Genomic DNA, 21354 nt, shown 5'->3' on the forward strand with positions numbered 1-21354 from the left:
CGATTGAGAGGTTGAAACAATGATTGGTTTAGTCGGTAAGAAAGTGGGCATGACTCGTATCTTCACAGAAGATGGCGTTTCAATCCCAGTAACTGTTATCGAAATTGAAGCGAACCGCGTAACTCAGGTCAAAAGCCTGGAGAACGACGGATACCGTGCTGTGCAAGTAACTACCGGTGCTAAAAAAGCAAACCGTGTTACTAAACCAGAAGCGGGTCATTTCGCTAAAGCTGGCGTAGAAGCTGGCCGTGGTCTGTGGGAATTCCGCCTTCCAGAAGGTCAAGAGTTCACTGCTGGCCAAGAAATTAGCGTCGAGATTTTCGCAGACGTTAAGAAAGTTGACGTTACAGGTACGTCTAAAGGTAAAGGTTTTGCCGGTACTGTTAAGCGCTGGAATTTCCGTACCCAAGATGCTACCCATGGTAACTCCTTGTCTCACCGTGTTCCGGGTTCTATCGGTCAAAACCAGACTCCGGGCAAAGTGTTCAAAGGCAAGAAAATGGCTGGCCACCTGGGTGACGAGCGTGTAACCGTTCAAAGCCTGGACGTAGTACGTGTTGACGCTGAGCGCAACCTGCTGCTGGTTAAGGGTGCTGTACCGGGCGCAACCGGTGGCAACCTGATCGTTAAACCAGCTGTGAAGGCGTAAGGGGATAGCAATGGAATTAGTATTGAAAGACGCGCAAGGCGCGCTGACTGTTTCCGAAACTACCTTCGGTCGTGATTTCAACGAAGCGCTGGTACATCAGGTTGTTGTTGCTTATGCAGCAGGTGCCCGTCAAGGTACTCGTGCTCAGAAGACCCGCGCTGAAGTGACTGGTTCCGGTAAAAAACCGTGGCGCCAGAAAGGTACCGGCCGCGCACGTTCAGGTTCTGTAAAGAGCCCGATCTGGCGTTCAGGTGGCGTGACCTTTGCTGCAAAGCCTCAGGACCACAGTCAGAAAGTAAATAAAAAGATGTACCGCGGCGCGCTGAAAAGCATTCTGTCCGAATTGGTACGTCAAGATCGTCTGATCATTGTCGAAAAGTTCTCTGTTGAAGCACCTAAAACTAAGTTGCTGGCGCAGAAACTGAAAGATATGGCTCTGGAAGATGTGCTGATTATCACTGGTGAACTGGACGAGAACTTGTTCTTGGCAGCTCGCAACCTGTATAAGGTTGATGTCCGTGATGTAGCCGGTATTGACCCAGTTAGCCTGATCGCCTTCGACAAAGTGGTTATGACTGCTGATGCTGTGAAGCAAGTTGAGGAGATGCTGGCATGATTCGTGAAGAACGTCTGCTGAAAGTACTGCGCGCGCCGCATGTATCTGAAAAAGCGTCCGCTGCGATGGAAAAGAATAACACCATCGTTCTCAAAGTTGCCAAAGACGCGACCAAAGCAGAAATTAAAGCTGCAGTGCAGAAACTGTTTGAAGTCGAAGTCGAAGACGTTAACACCTTGCTGGTTAAAGGCAAGAGTAAGCGTCACGGTCAGCGTGTTGGTCGTCGTAGCGACTGGAAAAAAGCTTACGTCACCCTGAAAGAAGGCCAGAATCTGGACTTCATCGGCGGCGCAGAGTAAGTCGGAGGAGTAAACAATGGCAATTGTTAAATGTAAACCTACGTCTCCGGGTCGTCGCCACGTTGTTAAAGTGGTTAACCCTGAGCTGCACAAGGGTAAGCCTTATGCCCCGTTGCTTGAGAAATTAAGCAAAAGCGGTGGCCGTAACAACAATGGCCGTATCACTACCCGTCATATCGGTGGTGGCCACAAGCAGCATTATCGTCTGGTTGACTTCAAACGCAACAAAGATGGTATCCCTGCAGTGGTAGAGCGTCTGGAGTACGATCCGAACCGTTCCGCGAATATCGCGCTGGTTCTGTACAAAGACGGCGAACGCCGTTACATCCTGGCGCCGAAAGGCCTGAAAGCTGGTGACCAGATTCAATCTGGCGTTGATGCTGCAATTAAAGCGGGTAACACCCTGCCTATGCGTAACATCCCAGTTGGTTCAACGGTTCATAACGTAGAAATGAAACCAGGTAAAGGCGGCCAATTGGCTCGTTCTGCTGGTGCATACGTTCAGATCGTTGCTCGTGACGGTTCCTACGTTACTCTGCGTCTGCGCTCCGGCGAAATGCGCAAAGTTCTAGCTGATTGCCGCGCCACCTTAGGTGAAGTCGGTAACGCTGAACACATGCTGCGTGTCCTGGGTAAAGCAGGTGCTAGTCGTTGGCGTGGTATTCGTCCTACCGTTCGCGGTACGGCGATGAACCCGGTAGATCACCCACACGGTGGTGGTGAAGGTCGTAACTTTGGTAAGCACCCGGTAACCCCGTGGGGCGTTCAAACCAAAGGTAAGAAGACCCGTAGCAACAAGCGTACTGATAAGTTCATCGTACGTCGCCGTAGTAAAAAATAATTAGAGGATAAGCCATGCCACGTTCTCTCAAGAAAGGTCCCTTCATTGACCTGCACTTGCTGAAGAAGGTAGAGAAAGCGGTGGAAAGCGGAGACAAGAAGCCAATTCGGACTTGGTCCCGTCGTTCAACGGTCTTTCCAAATATGATCGGTTTGACCATCGCTGTCCATAATGGTCGTCAGCACGTTCCCGTTTTTGTTTCCGATGAAATGGTCGGTCACAAACTGGGCGAATTCGCGCCGACCCGTACTTATCGCGGCCATGCGGCCGATAAAAAGGCTAAAAAGCGCTAAGGTAGGAGGAAGAGATGGAAACTATCGCTAAACATCGCCACGCTCGTTCTTCTGCTCAGAAGGTTCGCTTGGTAGCGGACCTGATTCGCGGTAAGAAAGTGTCGCAAGCTCTGGAAACTCTGGCCTATACCAACAAGAAAGCTGCTGGTTTGGTTAAGAAGGTACTAGAGTCTGCCATTGCTAACGCAGAACACAACGATGGCGCTGACATCGATGATCTGAAAGTCACGAAGATTTTCGTAGACGAAGGCCCTAGCATGAAGCGCATTATGCCGCGTGCAAAAGGTCGTGCAGATCGCATCCTGAAGCGCACCAGCCACATTACTGTGGTTGTGTCCGATCGCTGAGACTCTGGAGACTAGCAATGGGTCAGAAAGTACATCCTAATGGTATTCGACTAGGTATTGTCAAAGCTTGGAACTCTACCTGGTACGCAAATACCAAAGAATTCGCTGACAACCTGGACAGCGACTTTAAAGTTCGCCAATTCCTGACTAAGGAATTAGCGAAAGCTTCCGTTTCTCGCATCGTTATCGAGCGTCCAGCGAAGAGCATCCGTGTGACTATTCACACCGCTCGTCCTGGCATCGTTATCGGCAAGAAAGGTGAAGATGTCGAAAAACTGCGTAAGGTCGTAGCGGATATCGCTGGCGTTCCTGCACAGATTAACATCGCCGAAGTCCGTAAACCGGAACTGGACGCAAAATTGGTTGCTGATAGCATCACTTCACAGCTGGAACGTCGTGTTATGTTCCGTCGTGCTATGAAGCGTGCTGTACAGAACGCAATGCGTCTTGGCGCTAAAGGTATCAAAGTTGAAGTAAGCGGCCGTCTTGGCGGTGCTGAAATCGCGCGTACCGAATGGTACCGTGAAGGTCGTGTTCCGTTGCATACACTGCGTGCGGATATCGATTACAACACATCTGAAGCGCACACCACTTATGGTGTAATCGGCGTTAAGGTATGGATCTTCAAAGGTGAGATCTTGGGTGGTATGGCTGCTGTTGAACAACCGGAACCGGCTGCTCAACCTAAAAAGCAGCAGCGTAAAGGCCGCAAGTAAGGAGAATCGCTGATGTTACAACCAAAGCGTACAAAATTCCGTAAGATGCACAAAGGCCGTAACCGTGGCCTTGCGCAAGGTACGGATGTTAGCTTCGGTGAGTTCGGCCTGAAAGCTTGTGGCCGTTGCCGCCTGACGGCTCGTCAAATCGAAGCAGCCCGTCGTGCGATGACACGTGCAATTAAGCGTCAAGGTAAGGTCTGGATCCGTGTATTCCCGGACAAACCGATCACCGAGAAGCCGCTCGAAGTACGTATGGGTAAAGGTAAGGGTAACGTAGAGTATTGGGTTGCCCTGATCCAGCCAGGAAAAGTTTTATTTGAAATGGCTGGTGTGCCGGAAGAAACTGCTCGCGAAGCATTTAAGCTCGCAGCAGCGAAACTGCCTGTAGGAACCACCTTTGTAACTAAGACGGTGATGTAATGAAAGCACAAGAGCTGCGTGAAAAAAGCGTTGAAGAGCTGAACACTGAGCTGCTCAACCTGCTGCGTGAGCAATTTAATTTGCGCATGCAGGCGGCTAGTGGCCAGCTGCAACAAACTCACCTGTCGAAGCAAGTGCGTCGTAATATCGCACGTGTTAAGACTTTACTGACTGAAAAGGCGGGTGCGTAATGACTGACCAAATCCGTACTCTGCAAGGTCGCGTAGTTAGTGACAAAATGGAGAAATCCATGGTTGTTGCTATCGAACGTGTGGTGAAGCACCCAATTTATGGGAAATTCATCCGTCGTACGACGAAATTGCATGTACATGACGAGAACAATGAATGTGGAATCGGTGACGTGGTAGAAATCCGCGAATGCCGTCCATTGTCAAAGACTAAGTCTTGGACACTTGTTCGCGTTGTAGAGAAAGCGATTCTGTAATAGAGTAGCCAACTCGAACATAATAAACGGCTCAGAAAGTGGGCCGTTTATTTTTTCTACCCATAATTTGGAAGCGGTGTTATAATGCTGCGCCCTCATTCATGGGGCTTTTAAACGACCTATTCTGGGTCCTAAAGTAGTAGTTGACATTAGCGGAGCACTAACATGATCCAAGAACAGACTATGCTGAACGTGGCCGACAACTCCGGTGCACGTCGCGTAATGTGTATCAAGGTTCTAGGTGGCTCGCACCGTCGCTACGCAGGCATCGGCGACATCATCAAGATCACCATCAAGGAAGCAATTCCTCGTGGCAAGGTTAAGAAAGGCGATGTTCTGAAGGCGGTAGTGGTGCGCACCAAGAAGGGTGTACGTCGCCCGGACGGTTCTGTCATTCGCTTCGATGGCAACGCTTGCGTTATTTTAAATAATAACAGCGAGCAGCCAATCGGCACGCGTATTTTTGGGCCGGTAACTCGTGAACTGCGTAATGAGAAGTTCATGAAAATTATCTCTCTGGCACCAGAAGTACTCTAAGGAGCGAACCATGGCAGCGAAAATCCGTCGTGATGACGAAGTTATCGTGCTAACCGGGAAAGACAAAGGTAAGCGCGGTAAAGTAAAGAATGTCCTGTCTGCTAGTAAGGTCATTGTTGAAGGTATCAACCTGGTTAAAAAACATCAGAAGCCGGTTCCGGCCCTGAACCAACCAGGTGGCATTGTTGAAAAAGAAGCTGCAATTCAAGTTTCCAACATTGCGCTGTTCAACGCGGCAACTGGTAAGGCTGACCGTGTAGGCTTTAGATTCGAAGACGGCAAAAAAGTCCGTTTCTTTAAATCTAATGGCGAAACTATCAAGTAATTTGGAGTAATACGATGGCGAAACTGCATGATTACTACAAAGACGAGGTAGTCAAACAACTGATGTCTCAGTTTGGCTACAACTCTGTCATGCAAGTCCCTCGGGTCGAGAAGATCACCCTGAACATGGGTGTTGGTGAAGCGATCGCTGACAAGAAACTGCTGGATAACGCAGCAGCTGACTTGGCAGCAATCTCCGGCCAAAAGCCGTTTATCACCAAAGCACGCAAATCTGTTGCAGGCTTCAAAATCCGTCAGGGCTATCCGATCGGCTGTAAAGTAACCCTGCGTGGCGAACGCATGTGGGAATTCTTTGAGCGTCTGATTACCATTGCTGTACCTCGTATCCGTGACTTCCGTGGCTTGTCCGCTAAGTCATTCGATGGTCGTGGTAACTACAGCATGGGTGTGCGCGAGCAGATCATCTTCCCGGAAATCGACTACGATAAAGTCGATCGTGTACGTGGTTTGGATATTACCATTACCACTACTGCGAAATCCGATGATGAAGGCCGTGCATTATTGGCTGCTTTTAAATTCCCATTCCGCAAGTAAGGTAGGGTTACTGATGGCTAAGCAATCAATGAAAGCACGCGAAGTCGTTCGCGTGAAACTAGCTAACAAATACCGCGCTCAACGCGAGGAATTAAAAGCTATTATCTCTGGTGTGAACTCATCCGACGAAGAACGTTGGAATGCTGTTCTGAAGCTGCAGTCTCTGCCGCGTGATTCCAGCCCGTCCCGTCAGCGTAACCGCTGCAACCAAACTGGTCGTCCGCATGGTTTCTTGCGGAAGTTCGGGTTGAGCCGTATTAAAGTCCGTGAAACCGCAATGCGCGGTGAAATCCCGGGCCTTAAAAAGGCTAGCTGGTAATTGTCACCAATTGAATCACGGGAGTAAAGACAGATGAGCATGCAAGATCCGATCGCGGATATGCTGACCCGTATCCGTAACGGTCAATCCGCAAACAAAGTCGCGGTCACCATGCCTTCCTCCAAGCTGAAAGTGGCAATTGCCAACGTTCTGAAGGAAGAAGGTTTTATTGAAGATTTTAAAGTCGAAGGCGACACCAAGCCTGTTCTGGAATTAGCACTTAAGTACTTCCAGGGTAAGGCAGTGGTAGAAAGCATTCAACGTATCAGCCGTCCAGGTCTGCGCATCTATAAGAAAAAAGATGAGCTGCCAAAAGTTATGGCCGGTTTGGGTATCGCTGTTATTTCTACCTCTAAAGGTGTTATGACCGATCGTGCAGCTCGCCAAGCTGGTCTTGGTGGCGAGATTATCTGCTACGTAGCTTAATTCGGGAGGAAAGAATGTCTCGTGTTGCAAAAGCACCCGTCGTCATTCCTGCCGGCGTAGAGGTAAAACTCAACGGTCAGGTTATTTCGATTAAGGGTAAGAACGGCGAGCTGACTCGTACCGTCCATAGTGCTGTTGAAGTTAAGCAAGAAGAAAATACACTGACTTTCGCTCCACGCGAAGGCGCTGTAGACGGTTGGGCCCAAGCGGGTACCACTCGTGCACTGCTTAATGCAATGGTCATTGGTGTTACCGAAGGCTTCACTAAGAAGCTTCAATTGGTAGGTGTAGGTTACCGTGCCGCAGTTAAAGGCAACGTGGTGAATTTAGCTTTAGGCTTCTCTCATCCAGTTGACCATGAATTGCCGGCTGGCATCACTGCTGAATGTCCGACCCAAACTGAAATCGTGCTGAAAGGCGCTGATAAGCAGGTGATCGGTCAGGTTGCAGCAGATTTACGTGCCTACCGTCGTCCTGAGCCTTATAAAGGCAAGGGTGTCCGTTACGCCGACGAAGTCGTGCGTACCAAAGAGGCTAAGAAGAAGTAAGGTAACACTATGGATAAGAAAGCAGCTCGTATCCGTCGTGCGACCCGCGCACGCCGCAAGCTCAAAGAACTGGGTGCGACTCGCCTGGTGGTACATCGTACCCCACGCCATATTTACGCGCAGGTTATCGCACCAAACGGTTCTGAAATTTTGGTAGCAGCTTCTACTGTAGAAAAAGCTATCAATGAGCAATTGAAGTACGCCGGCAACAAAGATGCCGCCGCAGCTGTAGGTAAAGCTGTTGCAGAGCGCGCATTGGAAAAAGGGATCACGAAAGTATCCTTTGACCGTTCCGGTTTCCAATATCATGGTCGAGTCCAGGCACTGGCAGATGCTGCCCGTGAAGCTGGCCTTCAGTTCTAAGGTAGAGGTGTAAGATGTCTCACATCGAAAAACAAGCTGGCGAACTGCAGGAAAAGCTGATCGCGGTAAACCGCGTATCTAAAACCGTAAAAGGTGGCCGTATTTTCAGCTTTACCGCACTGACAGTAGTTGGTGATGGTAACGGTCGCGTTGGTTTTGGCTACGGCAAAGCACGCGAAGTTCCGGCAGCGATCCAGAAAGCGATGGAAAAAGCCCGTCGCGCTATGATTAATGTTGCGTTGGATAACGGTACTCTGCAGCACCCTGTTAAAGGTGCTCACACAGGTTCCCGTGTATTCATGCAACCAGCTTCTGAAGGTACCGGTATCATCGCCGGTGGTGCAATGCGCGCCGTCTTGGAAGTTGCAGGGGTTCATAACGTTTTAGCTAAAGCATATGGTTCTACTAACCCGATCAACGTGGTTCGTGCAACTATTGCTGCTTTAGAAGATATGAAATCCCCAGAAATGGTCGCTGCTAAGCGTGGTAAGTCCGTCGAAGAAATTCTAGGGAAATAACCATGGCAAAGACTATTAAAGTAACTCAAACAAAAAGCAGTATCGGTCGTTTGCCGAAACATAAGGCAACTCTGATCGGTTTAGGTCTGCGTCGTATTGGTCATACTGTAGAGCGTGAGGATACTCCTGCTGTACGTGGTATGGTCAACTTGGTTTCCTACATGGTTAAAGTTGAGGAGTAACAGATGCGTTTAAATACTCTGTCTCCGGCTGAAGGTGCCAAGCATGCGCCGAAGCGTGTAGGTCGTGGTATTGGTTCTGGCCTGGGTAAAACTGCTGGTCGTGGTCACAAAGGTCAGAACTCGCGTTCTGGTGGTGGCGTACGTCGTGGTTTTGAAGGTGGTCAGATGCCTTTATATCGTCGTTTGCCGAAATTCGGCTTCACCTCTCGCAAAGCTATGATCACGGCAGAAGTTCGTCTGTCTGAACTGGCTTTAGTGGAAGGCGACGTAATCGACCTGAACACGCTGAAAGCCGCTAACGTTGTTGGTACCCAGATTGAGTTCGCGAAAGTTATGCTTTCTGGCGAAATCACTCGTGCGGTAACTCTTCGTGGTCTGCGTGTCACCAAAGGCGCTCGTGCTGCTATCGAAGCTGCTGGCGGTAAAATTGAGGAATAAGTAGCAGATGGCTAAGCAACCAGGATTAGATTTTCAAAGTGCTAAAGGCGGATTAGGCGAACTGAAGCGCAGACTTTTGTTTGTTATCGGAGCGCTTATTGTTTTCCGTATCGGCTCTTTTATTCCGATTCCTGGTATCGATGCCACTGTGCTTGCTAAATTGCTCGAGCAGCAGAGAGGGACCATCATTGAAATGTTTAACATGTTCTCTGGTGGTGCTCTCAGTCGTGCTTCTATCTTTGCCTTGGGTATCATGCCGTATATTTCGGCGTCGATTATTATCCAACTGCTGACGGTGGTTCATCCAGCGTTAGCAGAAATAAAGAAAGAAGGGGAGGCTGGCCGTCGTAAGATTAGTCAGTACACCCGCTATGGCACGTTGGTATTGGCTATATTCCAATCGATCGGTATTGCTACCGGTCTACCGAATATGCCTGGGATGCAAGGTCTGGTAATCAATCCAGGCTTTGCTTTCTATTTTACCGCTGTTGTTAGCTTGGTCACAGGGACTATGTTCCTAATGTGGCTTGGCGAACAGATTACTGAGCGTGGTATCGGTAACGGTATTTCAATCATAATCTTTGCTGGTATTGTTGCCGGTCTTCCACCTGCAATAGCCCATACCATCGAGCAAGCTCGGCAAGGCGACCTGCACTTCCTCCTGTTGCTGTTGGTTGCAGTATTAGTGTTTGCAGTAACCTTCTTCGTTGTTTTCATTGAACGTGGTCAGCGTCGTATCGTCGTTAACTATGCTAAACGTCAACAAGGTCGTCGTGTTTATGCAGCACAGAGCACACACTTACCGTTGAAAGTGAATATGGCTGGGGTTATCCCTGCAATTTTTGCTTCCAGCATAATTCTGTTCCCTGCCACGATTGCATCATGGTTTGGGGGCGGGACAGGTTGGAACTGGCTGACGACTATTTCGATGTATTTGCAGCCGGGACAGCCGCTTTATGTGTTACTCTATGCGTCTGCAATCATCTTCTTCTGTTTCTTCTACACGGCGTTGGTGTTTAACCCGCGTGAAACAGCAGATAACCTGAAGAAGTCCGGTGCATTCGTGCCAGGAATTCGTCCGGGAGAGCAAACGGCGAAGTACATCGATAAAGTAATGACGCGTCTAACCTTAATTGGTGCGATGTATATTACTTTCATCTGCCTGATCCCGGAGTTCATGCGTGACGCGATGAAAGTACCATTTTACTTTGGTGGTACCTCCCTACTTATCGTAGTGGTGGTCATCATGGACTTTATGGCTCAAGTGCAAACTCTGATGATGTCTAGTCAATATGAGTCTGCATTGAAGAAAGCAAACCTGAAAGGCTATAACCGCTGATTCAGGGATGTTTGAGAAGTTACGGAGAGTAAAAATGAAAGTTCGTGCTTCCGTCAAGAAATTATGTCGTAACTGCAAAATTGTTAAGCGTAACGGTGTCGTTCGCGTAATCTGCAGTGCCGAACCAAAGCATAAACAGCGTCAAGGCTGATTTATCTTGCATATTTTTCTTGCAAAGTTGGGTTGAGCTGGCTAGATTAGCCAGCCAATCTTTTGTATGTGACTGCAATGCTATTTGAGTATCCTGAAAACGGGCTTTTCAGAATGGTATTGCTGTATAAAATAGTAGGAGTGCATAGTGGCCCGTATAGCAGGCATTAACATTCCTGATCAGAAACATACCGTTATCGCTTTAACTGCGATCTACGGCATCGGTAAGACCCGTTCACAGGCTATCTGTGTAGCTGCGGGCATTGCTGAACATGTTAAGATCAGTGAGCTGTCTGAAGAGCAAATCGAGAAGCTGCGTGACGAAGTTGCCAAGTACGTTGTAGAAGGTGATCTGCGTCGTGAGGTGACCCTGAGCATCAAGCGTCTGATGGACCTTGGGACTTATCGTGGTTTGCGTCATCGTCGTGGTCTACCAGTTCGCGGTCAGCGTACTAAGACCAACGCACGTACCCGTAAGGGTCCGCGTAAACCGATCAAGAAATAATCGGGGTGATTGAATAATGGCAAAGGCACCTATTCGTGCACGCAAGCGTGTAAGAAAGACAGTCTCTGACGGTGTGGCTCATATCCATGCTTCTTTCAACAACACCATCGTTACTATTACAGATCGTCAAGGTAACGCATTGGGTTGGGCAACAGCAGGTGGTTCCGGTTTCCGTGGATCTCGTAAGTCTACTCCGTTTGCAGCGCAAGTTGCAGCAGAGCGCTGCGCTGACGCAGTGAAAGAATACGGTATCAAGAATCTGGAAGTTATGGTTAAAGGACCTGGTCCGGGCCGTGAGTCTACTATCCGTGCGTTAAACGCGGCTGGTTTCCGCATCACTAATATTACTGATGTGACTCCGATCCCTCATAACGGTTGTCGTCCGCCGAAAAAGCGCCGCGTATAACGCTGCTTTTAGGTTTGTTGGAGAGAGAAAATGGCAAGATATTTGGGTCCTAAGCTCAAGCTGAGCCGTCGTGAGGGCACAGACCTGTTCCTTAAGTCTGGCGTTCGCGCGATTGACACCAAGTGTAAGATTGAACAACCACCTGGCCAGCACGGTGCGCGTAAACCGCGTCTGTCTGACTACGGTGTGCAGTTACGTGAGAAACAAAAAGTTCGCCGTATCTATGGTGTTCTAGAACGTCAATTCCGTAACTACTATAAAGAAGCAGCACGTCTGAAAGGCAACACAGGTGCAAACCTGTTGCAATTGCTGGAAGGCCGTCTGGATAACGTAGTTTACCGTATGGGCTTTGGCGCAACTCGTGCTGAATCACGTCAGCTGGTTAGTCATAAAGCTATCATGGTAAATGGTCGCGTTGTTAACATCGCTTCTTATCAGGTATCTCCGAATGACGTAGTCAGCATCCGTGAGAAAGCTAAAAAGCAGTCTCGTGTTAAGGCAGCTTTGGAGCTGGCTGAGCAGCGTGAAAAGCCGACTTGGCTGGAAGTTGATGCTGTCAAGATGGAAGGTGTGTTCAAACGTATTCCTGAACGTACTGATCTGTCTGCGGACATTAACGAACACCTGATCGTCGAGCTTTACTCTAAGTAAAGCTTAGTACCAAAGAGAGGACACAATGCAGGGTTCTGTGACAGAGTTTCTAAAACCGCGCCTGGTAGATATCGAGCAAGTCAGTTCGACGCACGCCAAGGTGACCCTTGAGCCGTTAGAGCGTGGCTTTGGCCATACTCTCGGCAACGCACTGCGCCGTATTCTGCTTTCATCTATGCCGGGTTGCGCGGTGACCGAGGTTGAGATTGATGGTGTACTGCATGAGTACAGCACCAAAGAAGGCGTACAGGAAGATATCCTGGAGATCCTGCTCAACCTGAAAGGGCTGGCGGTGAGAGTTCAGGGTAAAGATGAAGTTATTCTTACCCTGAATAAGTCTGGCATTGGCCCTGTGACTGCAGCCGATATCACCCATGATGGTGATGTCGAAATCGTCAAGCCGCAGCACGTTATCTGCCACCTGACCGATGAGAACGCATCTATTAGTATGCGTATCAAAGTTCAACGTGGTCGGGGTTATGTGCCGGCTTCTGCCCGAATTCATTCGGAAGAAGATGAGCGCCCGATTGGTCGTCTGTTAGTAGACGCATGCTATAGCCCTGTAGAGCGTATTGCCTACAATGTTGAAGCAGCGCGTGTAGAACAGCGTACCGACCTGGACAAGTTGGTTATCGAGATGGAAACCAATGGCACGATCGATCCTGAAGAGGCGATCCGCCGTGCGGCAACTATCTTGGCTGAACAGCTTGAAGCTTTCGTTGACCTACGCGATGTACGTCAGCCGGAAGTTAAAGAAGAGAAGCCAGAGTTTGATCCGATCCTGCTGCGCCCTGTTGACGATCTGGAATTGACTGTCCGCTCTGCTAACTGCCTCAAGGCAGAAGCTATCCACTACATCGGTGATCTGGTACAGCGTACCGAGGTTGAGTTGCTGAAAACGCCTAACCTGGGTAAAAAATCTCTTACTGAGATTAAAGACGTGCTCGCATCACGTGGTCTTTCTTTAGGCATGCGCCTAGAAAATTGGCCACCGGCTAGCATTGCTGATAACGAGTAACCGGATCACAGGTTAAGGTTTTACTGAGAAGGATAAGGTCATGCGCCATCGTAAGAGTGGTCGTCAACTGAACCGTAACAGCAGCCATCGCCAGGCTATGTTCCGTAACATGGCCGGCTCTTTGGTTCGTCATGAGATAATCAAGACGACCCTGCCGAAAGCGAAAGAGCTGCGTCGCGTTGTTGAGCCGCTGATTACTCTTGCCAAGACCGACAGCGTAGCTAATCGTCGTCTGGCATTCGCCCGTACTCGTGATAACGAGATCGTGGCAAAACTGTTTAACGAGCTAGGCCCGCGTTTCGCGAGCCGCGCCGGTGGTTACACTCGCATTCTGAAGTGTGGCTTCCGTGCAGGCGACAACGCACCGATGGCTTACATCGAGTTAGTTGATCGTGCTGCATCGCAAGCAGAAGTAGTTGCTGCAGAGTAATCTGTAAACGCGTAAAAAAACCGGGCTTGCCCGGTTTTTTTACGTCCATAATTCAGCAAGATAAGCATCTAGCCCTCGTATCTTTCCTCTCTCCTCTTATTATTTATCTGCCAATCCATTAATCTTAACTGTCATTCCAGTTTGTGGACTCTGATCTTTGGGAGGGGATATGGGATTGATTGACGAATGGGCTGAAAGACACATTATCAGTGCTCAAGAAAAAGGTGAGCTCGATAATTTACCTGGGCAAGGTCAGCCATTAATACTTGATGATGATACTTTCATTCCAGCGGAGTTAAGGGCTGGATATAGATTACTGAAGAATGCGGGATACCTTCCTCCCGAATTACAGGATAGGCAGGAAGCTCTCACTATCACTGATTTGTTGTCACATCTCGACAAACAGCATGATGACTATGAGAGTTTACATAAACGATTAGCTTTATTAGAGTTAAGATTAAAGCAGGCTGGCCTTAGCACAGACTTTTTGCATCAAGAATATCGGCATAAAGTGACATATAAACTGTCTAAAGGGGAATAACGGATGTTAAAGATTGGGCAAATCGCTAAACTTGCTGACGTAACGCCAGACACTATTCGCTATTATGAAAAACAAGGCATGATGGATCATGGTGAACGGACTGAAGGTGGCTACAGACTTTATACTGAACAAGATTTGCAGCGTTTGCGCTTTATCCGTTATGCAAAGCAGCTTGGTTTTACATTAGAAACAATTGCTGAGTTATTGTCTATTCGCGTCGATCCTGAACATCATACCTGCCAGGAATCTAAAGCTATTGTAGATTCTCGGTTACTCGATGTAGAAAGTAAAATTACAGAGTTAAAAAGGATGCGCGAGTCACTAAAACGGCTTAGTGATGCATGTTGTGGTAGTACGCATGCTACGACTTATTGCTCAATTTTGGAGGCATTGGAGCAGGGGGCTGCTGAAGAGTTAGCCAGAAATTAAATTTTTTAGATGGATAGTTTTAATCAGTTCAAACAAACAGTATTATTCGTGGGATTTTTAATCAATATTTCTTTAGTGAGGCACTTCTATGACGACATATCGGCATACCAAAGGAAAAATTAAGGACAACGCGCTGGAAGCTCTACTCCATGATCCTCTTTTCAGGCAACGTATTGAAAAGAATGTTAAAGGCAAAGGAAGCTATCAGCGTAAAGAAAAACACGCAAAAGGTGGTAACTGGGAGGCCAGTGGTAAGCAATCAATAGATTTATTACCACTGGCCTTCTCGATTTGAAACTAATAAAAAAGCCATCATTTGATGGCTTTTGACGTTAAATAAGGCTGTAGTTATTTTGGCTGTTGTGCTTTCAGTAAATCACGAATCTCTGCGAGCAGTTTTTCTTCTGTTGTTGGTGCTGGCGGTGCTGCAGGTTCTTCCGCTTTTTCACGGCGTAATTTGTTCATCAGTTTCACGGCAGAGAAAATAGCCAGCGCGACGATGACAAAATCAAAAATACTCTGAATAAAACTACCGTAATTCATTACAACGGCAGGGATATTTCCTTCGGCTGCACGTAATACGAAATGGAATTGTTTGAAATCGACCCCACCGAGTAATAAACCTAATGGTGGCATTATGATATCGGCAACAAGTGAAGAAACAATTCTACCAAATGCAGCACCAATAATTACCCCGACAGCCAGGTCGACCACATTGCCACGCATGGCAAATTCACGAAATTCCTTCATAAAACTCATAACCAACACCCCCTTTAAAATGAACTACTTAAGTTTAGCTAAATAAAACGGAATACAGCCATAATTATAGGAAACTTTTTTATTCTCTATCGGAATAGTTTTAATTTAATCGGCTTTGATTACAAGAAGAATGGGCTAGGTTGGAACAACCGTTCCACATCGGGGACAAATTTTTTGTGGGTAATAAACATTACAACATGATCCCCCTGTTTAATAACAGAGTTGCTATTAGCAATGATAACTTCGTCGCCGCGAACAATCGCCCCAATAGTTGTACCTGGTGGCAGCTTTATATCTTCGACCATTCGGCCGACTACTTTTGATGTGGTTTCATCACCATGAGCAATGGCTTCTATCGCTTCAGCAACACCGCGTCTCAATGATGATACGCTAACGATATCGGCTTTACGGACGTGACCTAACAGCGCGGAAATAGTGGCTTGTTGTGGCGATATAACAATATCAATAACACTTCCCTGAACCAGATCGACATACGCACTACGCTGGATTAATACCATTGCCTTTTTAGCTCCCATGCGTTTTGCGAGCATGGCAGACATAATATTAGCTTCATCATCATTAGTAATGGCAATAAAGACATCAACCTGTTCAATATGCTCTTCTGCTAATAATTCCTGATCTGATGCATCGCCATAAAATACGATTGTGTCGTGCAGCATCTCTGCCAATTCGGCAGCACGTTGCTGATCTCGCTCGATTAATTTTACGCTATAGTCTTTTTCTAATCGTAGCGCCAAGCCTGCCCCAACGTTCCCACCGCCGACAATCATGATGCGTTTATAGGGTTTTTCCAACCGTTGCAGTTCACTCATTACGGCCCGGATATGCTGCGAGGCGGCAACAAAGAAAACTTCATCACCAGCTTCAATAATTGTAGAACCCTGGGGACGGATTGGCCGGTCTTGACGAAATATAGCCGCAACTCGGGTATCAATATGCGGCATATGTTCACGTAAAGATGATAATGCATTTCCGACTAATGGCCCGCCGTAATAGGCCTTGACCGCAGCGATACTGACTTTACCTTCGGCAAAATTAACTACTTGTAACGCGCCTGGATATTCGATCAGTTTATAGATGTAATCTATAACTAGCTGTTCGGGTGATATTAAATGGTCAATAGGAACCGCTTCCGGTAGAAATAATTTGTCTGCTTCACGAATATATTCAGCTGAACGGATGCGAGCGATACGATTTGGTGTGTTAAATAGCGAGTAAGCTATTTGGCAGGCAACCATATTGGTTTCATCAGAATTCGTTACTGCAACCAACATATCGGCATCTTCTGCCCCGGCTTCTCGTAAAATTCGCGGGTGCGAACCATGCCCTTGCACGACTCGCAGATCAAATTTATCTTGTAACTGACGCAACCGGCCAGAATCGACATCCACTACGGTAATATCGTTGTTCTCACCCACCAGATTTTCTGCCAGGGTGCCGCCAACTTGCCCCGCCCCAAGAATGATTATTTTCATAGCGTTCTCTGTTTCACACTGAAATTAGGTTTGAGGCAGCAAAGGCCACGACTATCTTTTGATCAACTTTGCATAATAAAAACCATCACCATCCTCAGGATGTGGCAAATTTTGCCTGCCAGGCGCTGAAACTGTGCCGGTTTCGACCAAGTCTGCTTCACTGTGGCGTTGCAGGAAAGTGGCGATCTGCTGCTGATTCTCTTCGGGCAATATAGAACAGGTAGCATAAACCATTACGCCACCTTTTTTCAGTTTAGGCCAGATAGCTTCAATTATCTCAGATTGAAGTTGGGCTAACTCGGCGATATCACTGTCTCGACGCAACCATTTGATATCTGGGTGCCGGCGAATAACACCGGTTGCGGAGCAAGGGGCATCTAACAGGATTCGATCGAATTGTTGATCACCGCACCATTCATCTGGTGTTCGGCCATCGCCGACTCGCACGTCTGCATGTAATTTCAGGCGTTGTAAGTTTTCTTTAACCCGGCTGAGGCGCTGTTCGTCTATATCGACAGCTAATACATGAGCCTTTGGCGCAGCTTCCAGAATATGGGTTGTTTTACCCCCCGGGGCAGCACACAAATCGAGGATCTGCTCACCATCTTGTGGATCAAGCAGATCAACACAGCCTTGTGCTGATGCATCTTGCACCGTTACCCAGCCAAGTTCAAAGCCGGGGAGATCACTGACGGCGCAAGGTGTGATAAGGCGAACTGCATCAGGGTAAAAGTCATGAGGCAGAGCTTCAATATTGGCTTGCTTCAATAGCTCAAGGTATTCATTGCGTGAATGGTGTAGTCGGCTTACGCGCAGCCACATTGGTGGTTTCTGGTTATTTGCATCCAGGATCTGTTGCCATTGGTCAGGATAGGCCAGCTTAATTCGTGCCAATAACCAGCTCGGATGAAGATAGTGGCTATCGTTATTTGCAGCCCGTTCCAGTAATTCCACTTGTTGACGCTGGAATTGACGCAGTACGCCATTGATTAGCCCTTTTAACTGCGGGCGTTTGAGTGCGGTTGCACCCTCGACAGTTTCCGCCAGTGCCGCATGAGGCGGAATACGCGTGTATATCAGCTGATAAAGCCCAACCATAATCAGATAATGAAAAACACGCTGCTTACCGGTCATTGGGCGTGCCATTAACTGCTGGATACACCACTCGAGCTGTGGGAGGACACGCAAAGTGCCAAAACACAACTCCTGCAGCAATGCGCGATCTTTATCAGAAATACTTTTATGTAGCCCAGGTAAAACGGTGCTGAGCGATTGCCCCTGATCCAGTACCTGGCTAATTGCTTTGGCAGCTATGCTGCGGAGATTATATGTGTTTTTCATAACCAAAAAAGCCGACAAACGTCAGCAAATAAAGGGAAAGTGGCCCGATGATGATGTATCGGGCGATGAAACCTATACCTGTTGGGTATATAGCTGTAGCTGCTGGGCTATTATGCTAGCTGGTTACCGGGTGTAAACCATTCGCGCCGTGAATTTAGCAAGTCAGCAGCGGACATAGCTTTCTTCCCGGCCGGTTGCAGTTGCGTGATATTCAAAACGCCATCTGCGGTTGCGACCTGGATGCCATGCTTATCGGCATGAATGATTGTACCAGGTGCTGCATTATCAACAGTTGCGAGCACTTGTGCTTGCCAAACTTTGATGGGTTGTTCATCAACAACGAAATAGCTGACTGGCCAAGGATTGAAAGCACGAATACAACGCTCTAACTGGACAGCAGAAAGCGACCAATCTAATTTGGCTTCCTCTTTGCTGAGTTTTTCTGCATAGGTAACTTGCGCTTCATCTTGAACTTCGGGCTGTGCAGTGCCTTCGGCCAACTGTTGTAATGTTACCAACAAGCCCTGAGGACCAAGTTGCGCCAACTTATCGTAGAGCGTTGCACTGGTATCTTCTGGCTGAATATCACACTCAATTTTATGCAGCATATCACCGGTATCTAGCCCGACATCCATTTGCATGATTGTCACACCAGTTTTTGCATCGCCAGCCCATAATGAACGTTGGATTGGCGCAGCACCGCGCCAGCGCGGCAACAGAGAACCGTGCACATTAATACAACCTAATCGTGGCATGGCCAAAACAGATGCAGGGAGAATTAAGCCGTAGGCGACCACCACCATAATATCTGCATTAAGATCGGCAACCAGGTGCTGATTCTCTTCTGGCCGCAATGATTTTGGCTGAAAAACAGGAATATCGTGTTGTTCGGCTAAGACCTTAACTGGGCTAGGGGTGAGTTTATTCCCTCGACCAGCCGGGCGGTCTGGTTGAGTGAAAACACCAACTATCTGATGTTGAGAAGACAACAGCGCGCCTAAATGGCGCGCTGCAAAGTCAGGAGTTCCGGCAAAAATAATCCGCAAAGAATCAGACACATTGGTTTCCTGAATTAAAAGGGGTTAGTTGGCACGAGCATTCAGCTTGGCCATTTTCTCCAGCTTTTGGCGGATACGCTGACGTTTCAGTGGTGATAAATAGTCCACAAACAGTTTACCAACCAAGTGGTCCATTTCATGCTGAATGCAAATTGCCAACAAATCATCAGCTTCTAGCTCGAACGGTTTTCCGTCACGATCTAATGCTCTGATTTTGACTTTTTCAGCTCGAGGAACCAATGCACGTTGCTCAGGAATGGATAAGCAACCTTCTTCAATGCCGGTTTCACCGCTTTTTTCCAACAGTTCAGGGTTAATCAACACTAAACGCTGGTCACGATTTTCCGAAACATCAATGACAATAATTTGCAGGTGAACATCCACTTGTGTTGCAGCAAGGCCAATACCTTCCTCTGCGTACATCGTTTCGAACATGTCGTCCACGATACGCTGGATTTCACCATTGACTTCTTTTACCGGCGCTGCAATTTTGCGCAGCCGCTCGTCTGGGTAATGTAATACTTGTAATACTGACATAAATATCTAGATCTGCGTCCGAGTAGTGAATGATATTCAATCCTTATTCTAGACATTTCCGGCCTTGATTGACAGCATCGTCTACCAATTGAACAAATTGGTGTCAGCTTAGAAAGCCAGCCAGGGAGGAGTTATGTTAGCGGCGGAATTATGGCTCAGGATGAGCCAGGTCAAAGGGCTTGGAACAATAAAAGGCAGTGCCTTGGTCAGAAGGTTACTTGCCAGTGGTGATGTTCACCTCGGTAGATTAGCTGCCTATGGGTTAGAACCGCAGCAATGTCAGCAATTTACTCAGGTGGAGCCTCACTATATTGATGCCACATTGACCTGGCTGGATCACCCCTCTCACCATTTACTGGCTTATGGCGAACCAGGTTATCCGCCACGTTTGACTCATATTTCCTCCCCTCCATTGATCATTTTTGCCGCTGGTGAACTTGATGTTCTTTATCAACCACAAGTTGCCATGGTGGGGAGTCGTCATTTTAGTCATTATGGCGAACATTGGGGGCGACATTTTGCCTCAGAACTGGCTCTTACTGGGTTAGTTATCACCAGTGGCTTGGCTATGGGGATTGATGGGATATGCCACAAGTCGGCCTTGAATACTAAAGGAAAAACCATTGCGGTATTAGGTAGCGGGCTGGAAAACATATACCCACGTCGCCACAGCCAATTAGCGCGAGAAATTGAGCATCACGGCGGGGTGCTAGTCTCCGAGTTTCTGACAACAGCATTACCTGTTGCCACTCATTTCCCCAGAAGAAATCGTATTATCAGTGGGTTAAGCTCCGCAGTGTTGGTGGTCGAAGCTACACTGAAAAGTGGCTCTTTGATTACTGCCCGCTATGCTATGGAGCAAGGGAGAGATGTTTTTGCCTTACCGGGGCCATTGGGCAGTGCAACCAGTGAGGGCGTTCATTGGTTGATTCAGCAGGGAGCTTACCTGGCCAGGTCTGCCCGTGAGGTCGCCGAACAGGTCGGTGGCTCGCTACAATGGATATCATTACCCGAGAAAGTAATTATTTCTTCATCCGGAGAGCAAGTTGAATTGCCATTTGCCGATGTGTTGGCTAACGTAGGAGATGAGGTGACACCCGTTGATGTCAGTGATATGCATGTATCTTATTGAATATTAAACGTAAAAAAATATCAGTGACCACATGTTGACCACGCCTGGTAAATCAGCCCCGCTTGCGGGGCTTTGTTTTGCCTGATGGTATGCGGTTAAAGTTTGGGTTTTGCATTTTACCTGGTGGCCGTTCTGGCTGCTGTTGTTGGTTTTCTGTCCGAGATCAAAGTGAGTTTCTCACCCGTTTTTACAGTATCAAAATTTCCCCTCAACTTTGCGCAATCCCTTGCGGCGTCTGGCTTAGCGCGTGATTACGTTTATTCTTGTAAATGCCTGCCGCTTTGCGTTTGATCGGACGTAAAATATAAATTCCCTTTAAAATCATAATGTTGAATTTATTAGATCATATTGAGATCATTCTATTTACTGTAATTCACTGAAATATATATCACTCGTTACAGCTTGCGATCCATGCGAGATCATTAGGACTGGCGCGGCCTGGCGTAGGCGTTTGTAGAGTTACCAAACTGTAATAAGTTCGCCAAATATTTTGTGCAGGCGTGGTGGGCGTGTGCGTTTTACCTCCCGTTTCTTTTACGTGGCTGGATTTACCTCATATGTTTTATGGGTGGCTCATGGCGCGATTATCTTGTTTGAATCTGAATCTTGAGGTGCATTAAGTGATGCGTGGCTTGGTGTGGCTCTCAGTGCGTCATATGCGATGCGCTCCGGCCTTGCTGGGTGAGCAATGAGGGATTTTCCTGTAATTCTTACAGGGACATT

Annotated in this window: 35 protein-coding genes and 1 pseudogene; 31 read left to right on the forward strand and 5 right to left on the reverse strand. The window is 47.8% G+C overall.

The features are described 5' to 3' along the window. Positions 1-19 precede the first annotated feature (19 nt). From rplC to FTB31_RS13460, 30 genes are all read left to right on the forward strand, one after another. Positions 20-649, forward strand: a complete 630-nt coding sequence (gene rplC, locus FTB31_RS13315) for a 50S ribosomal protein L3 (protein WP_004709250.1) — start codon at positions 20-22, stop codon at positions 647-649. A gap of 10 nt (positions 650-659) precedes the next feature. Next, positions 660-1265, forward strand: coding sequence for a 50S ribosomal protein L4 (rplD, locus tag FTB31_RS13320; protein WP_005159836.1), 606 nt, complete (start codon positions 660-662; stop codon positions 1263-1265). Then, on the forward strand, positions 1262-1564 hold the full coding sequence (gene rplW, locus FTB31_RS13325; RefSeq protein WP_005159841.1) for a 50S ribosomal protein L23: 303 nt from the start codon (positions 1262-1264) through the stop codon (positions 1562-1564). The genes rplD and rplW overlap by 4 nt, the downstream gene beginning before the upstream one ends. A gap of 16 nt (positions 1565-1580) precedes the next feature. Beyond that, complete coding sequence (rplB, locus tag FTB31_RS13330) at positions 1581-2405, forward strand: 50S ribosomal protein L2 (RefSeq protein ID WP_004709246.1); 825 nt, start codon at positions 1581-1583, stop codon at positions 2403-2405. A gap of 14 nt (positions 2406-2419) precedes the next feature. Next, positions 2420-2698: a 30S ribosomal protein S19 gene (rpsS, locus tag FTB31_RS13335; protein WP_002213430.1), complete on the forward strand. Its 279-nt coding sequence runs from the start codon at positions 2420-2422 to the stop codon at positions 2696-2698. A gap of 14 nt (positions 2699-2712) precedes the next feature. After that, complete coding sequence (gene rplV, locus FTB31_RS13340; protein WP_004391423.1) at positions 2713-3045, forward strand: 50S ribosomal protein L22; 333 nt, start codon at positions 2713-2715, stop codon at positions 3043-3045. A 17-nt stretch (positions 3046-3062) separates the two neighbouring features. Beyond that, positions 3063-3761, forward strand: a complete 699-nt coding sequence (gene rpsC, locus FTB31_RS13345) for a 30S ribosomal protein S3 (protein WP_002221644.1) — start codon at positions 3063-3065, stop codon at positions 3759-3761. A gap of 12 nt (positions 3762-3773) precedes the next feature. Beyond that, positions 3774-4184 carry a 50S ribosomal protein L16 gene (gene rplP / locus FTB31_RS13350; RefSeq protein ID WP_002218940.1) on the forward strand — a complete coding sequence of 137 codons (411 nt, stop codon included), beginning with the start codon at positions 3774-3776 and terminating at the stop codon, positions 4182-4184. Continuing rightward, a complete protein-coding gene (gene rpmC / locus FTB31_RS13355) occupies positions 4184-4375 on the forward strand; it encodes a 50S ribosomal protein L29 (RefSeq protein ID WP_005159843.1) in 192 nt (63 codons plus the stop codon). Before rplP ends, rpmC begins: the two co-directional genes overlap by 1 nt. Beyond that, entirely contained in the window at positions 4375-4629 is a 255-nt protein-coding gene (rpsQ, locus tag FTB31_RS13360) for a 30S ribosomal protein S17 (RefSeq protein WP_002228135.1), read from the forward strand. The genes rpmC and rpsQ overlap by 1 nt, the downstream gene beginning before the upstream one ends. A gap of 165 nt (positions 4630-4794) precedes the next feature. Further along, positions 4795-5166, forward strand: a complete 372-nt coding sequence (gene rplN, locus FTB31_RS13365) for a 50S ribosomal protein L14 (protein ID WP_002213325.1) — start codon at positions 4795-4797, stop codon at positions 5164-5166. Positions 5167-5176: 10 nt separating this feature from the next. Beyond that, on the forward strand, positions 5177-5491 hold the full coding sequence (gene rplX, locus FTB31_RS13370) for a 50S ribosomal protein L24 (protein WP_050076774.1): 315 nt from the start codon (positions 5177-5179) through the stop codon (positions 5489-5491). A 14-nt stretch (positions 5492-5505) separates the two neighbouring features. After that, positions 5506-6045 (forward strand): 50S ribosomal protein L5, encoded by a 540-nt coding sequence (rplE, locus tag FTB31_RS13375; protein WP_004391419.1) that lies wholly within the window; start codon positions 5506-5508, stop codon positions 6043-6045. A 13-nt stretch (positions 6046-6058) separates the two neighbouring features. Continuing rightward, positions 6059-6364 carry a 30S ribosomal protein S14 gene (rpsN, locus tag FTB31_RS13380; protein WP_050076775.1) on the forward strand — a complete coding sequence of 102 codons (306 nt, stop codon included), beginning with the start codon at positions 6059-6061 and terminating at the stop codon, positions 6362-6364. Positions 6365-6397: 33 nt separating this feature from the next. Next, positions 6398-6790, forward strand: a complete 393-nt coding sequence (rpsH, locus tag FTB31_RS13385) for a 30S ribosomal protein S8 (RefSeq protein WP_005159858.1) — start codon at positions 6398-6400, stop codon at positions 6788-6790. Positions 6791-6804: 14 nt separating this feature from the next. Continuing rightward, positions 6805-7338 carry a 50S ribosomal protein L6 gene (gene rplF / locus FTB31_RS13390; RefSeq protein WP_005159860.1) on the forward strand — a complete coding sequence of 178 codons (534 nt, stop codon included), beginning with the start codon at positions 6805-6807 and terminating at the stop codon, positions 7336-7338. 9 nt (positions 7339-7347) lie between these two features. Then, complete coding sequence (gene rplR, locus FTB31_RS13395; protein ID WP_004391413.1) at positions 7348-7701, forward strand: 50S ribosomal protein L18; 354 nt, start codon at positions 7348-7350, stop codon at positions 7699-7701. A gap of 14 nt (positions 7702-7715) precedes the next feature. Next, positions 7716-8219 carry a 30S ribosomal protein S5 gene (gene rpsE / locus FTB31_RS13400; RefSeq protein ID WP_004391412.1) on the forward strand — a complete coding sequence of 168 codons (504 nt, stop codon included), beginning with the start codon at positions 7716-7718 and terminating at the stop codon, positions 8217-8219. Positions 8220-8221: 2 nt separating this feature from the next. Continuing rightward, positions 8222-8401 (forward strand): 50S ribosomal protein L30, encoded by a 180-nt coding sequence (gene rpmD, locus FTB31_RS13405; RefSeq protein WP_002213339.1) that lies wholly within the window; start codon positions 8222-8224, stop codon positions 8399-8401. Between the two features lie 3 nt (positions 8402-8404). Beyond that, positions 8405-8839, forward strand: a complete 435-nt coding sequence (gene rplO / locus FTB31_RS13410; RefSeq protein WP_004391411.1) for a 50S ribosomal protein L15 — start codon at positions 8405-8407, stop codon at positions 8837-8839. Positions 8840-8846: 7 nt separating this feature from the next. Further along, the gene (gene secY / locus FTB31_RS13415) at positions 8847-10178 is read left to right on the forward strand and encodes a preprotein translocase subunit SecY (RefSeq protein ID WP_002213344.1); all 1332 of its coding nucleotides are present in this window, start codon (positions 8847-8849) and stop codon (positions 10176-10178) included. Positions 10179-10212: 34 nt separating this feature from the next. Next, positions 10213-10329, forward strand: a complete 117-nt coding sequence (gene rpmJ / locus FTB31_RS13420; protein ID WP_002227352.1) for a 50S ribosomal protein L36 — start codon at positions 10213-10215, stop codon at positions 10327-10329. Positions 10330-10476: 147 nt separating this feature from the next. Next, the gene (gene rpsM, locus FTB31_RS13425; RefSeq protein WP_050076776.1) at positions 10477-10833 is read left to right on the forward strand and encodes a 30S ribosomal protein S13; all 357 of its coding nucleotides are present in this window, start codon (positions 10477-10479) and stop codon (positions 10831-10833) included. A 16-nt stretch (positions 10834-10849) separates the two neighbouring features. Continuing rightward, positions 10850-11239 (forward strand): 30S ribosomal protein S11, encoded by a 390-nt coding sequence (gene rpsK / locus FTB31_RS13430; protein WP_004709234.1) that lies wholly within the window; start codon positions 10850-10852, stop codon positions 11237-11239. A 30-nt stretch (positions 11240-11269) separates the two neighbouring features. After that, on the forward strand, positions 11270-11890 hold the full coding sequence (gene rpsD / locus FTB31_RS13435; protein ID WP_002218949.1) for a 30S ribosomal protein S4: 621 nt from the start codon (positions 11270-11272) through the stop codon (positions 11888-11890). 25 nt (positions 11891-11915) lie between these two features. Next, positions 11916-12908: a DNA-directed RNA polymerase subunit alpha gene (locus tag FTB31_RS13440; protein ID WP_004709232.1), complete on the forward strand. Its 993-nt coding sequence runs from the start codon at positions 11916-11918 to the stop codon at positions 12906-12908. Between the two features lie 40 nt (positions 12909-12948). Beyond that, entirely contained in the window at positions 12949-13338 is a 390-nt protein-coding gene (gene rplQ, locus FTB31_RS13445) for a 50S ribosomal protein L17 (RefSeq protein ID WP_004391407.1), read from the forward strand. Positions 13339-13507: 169 nt separating this feature from the next. Then, positions 13508-13879 carry a DnaJ family domain-containing protein gene (locus tag FTB31_RS13450; protein WP_227731452.1) on the forward strand — a complete coding sequence of 124 codons (372 nt, stop codon included), beginning with the start codon at positions 13508-13510 and terminating at the stop codon, positions 13877-13879. Between the two features lie 3 nt (positions 13880-13882). Next, the gene (gene zntR / locus FTB31_RS13455; protein ID WP_019081500.1) at positions 13883-14308 is read left to right on the forward strand and encodes a Zn(2+)-responsive transcriptional regulator; all 426 of its coding nucleotides are present in this window, start codon (positions 13883-13885) and stop codon (positions 14306-14308) included. An 88-nt stretch (positions 14309-14396) separates the two neighbouring features. Further along, complete coding sequence (locus tag FTB31_RS13460; protein ID WP_046051817.1) at positions 14397-14603, forward strand: alternative ribosome-rescue factor A; 207 nt, start codon at positions 14397-14399, stop codon at positions 14601-14603. Positions 14604-14656: 53 nt separating this feature from the next. On the opposite strand, the gene mscL is transcribed toward FTB31_RS13460, so the two are convergent. The 5 genes from mscL to def all read right to left on the reverse strand — a co-directional run bounded on the left by mscL (position 14657) and on the right by def (position 19499). Then, entirely contained in the window at positions 14657-15067 is a 411-nt protein-coding gene (gene mscL, locus FTB31_RS13465; RefSeq protein WP_050076778.1) for a large-conductance mechanosensitive channel protein MscL, read from the reverse strand. Positions 15068-15186: 119 nt separating this feature from the next. Further along, on the reverse strand, positions 15187-16563 hold the full coding sequence (gene trkA, locus FTB31_RS13470) for a Trk system potassium transporter TrkA (protein WP_050076779.1): 1377 nt from the start codon (positions 16561-16563) through the stop codon (positions 15187-15189). 51 nt (positions 16564-16614) lie between these two features. Continuing rightward, complete coding sequence (gene rsmB, locus FTB31_RS13475; RefSeq protein ID WP_227731453.1) at positions 16615-17904, reverse strand: 16S rRNA (cytosine(967)-C(5))-methyltransferase RsmB; 1290 nt, start codon at positions 17902-17904, stop codon at positions 16615-16617. A 110-nt stretch (positions 17905-18014) separates the two neighbouring features. Next, complete coding sequence (gene fmt / locus FTB31_RS13480) at positions 18015-18962, reverse strand: methionyl-tRNA formyltransferase (protein WP_050076781.1); 948 nt, start codon at positions 18960-18962, stop codon at positions 18015-18017. Between the two features lie 24 nt (positions 18963-18986). Continuing rightward, on the reverse strand, positions 18987-19499 hold the full coding sequence (def, locus tag FTB31_RS13485) for a peptide deformylase (RefSeq protein ID WP_004709217.1): 513 nt from the start codon (positions 19497-19499) through the stop codon (positions 18987-18989). A 133-nt stretch (positions 19500-19632) separates the two neighbouring features. Between def and dprA the strand changes: the two are divergent. Beyond that, positions 19633-20607, forward strand: a pseudogene (gene dprA / locus FTB31_RS13490) (DNA-protecting protein DprA); the annotation flags it as partial. Positions 20608-21354 lie beyond the last annotated feature (747 nt).

The sequence above is a fragment of the Yersinia proxima genome (assembly GCF_902170785.1).
Lineage (GTDB): Bacteria > Pseudomonadota > Gammaproteobacteria > Enterobacterales > Enterobacteriaceae > Yersinia > Yersinia proxima.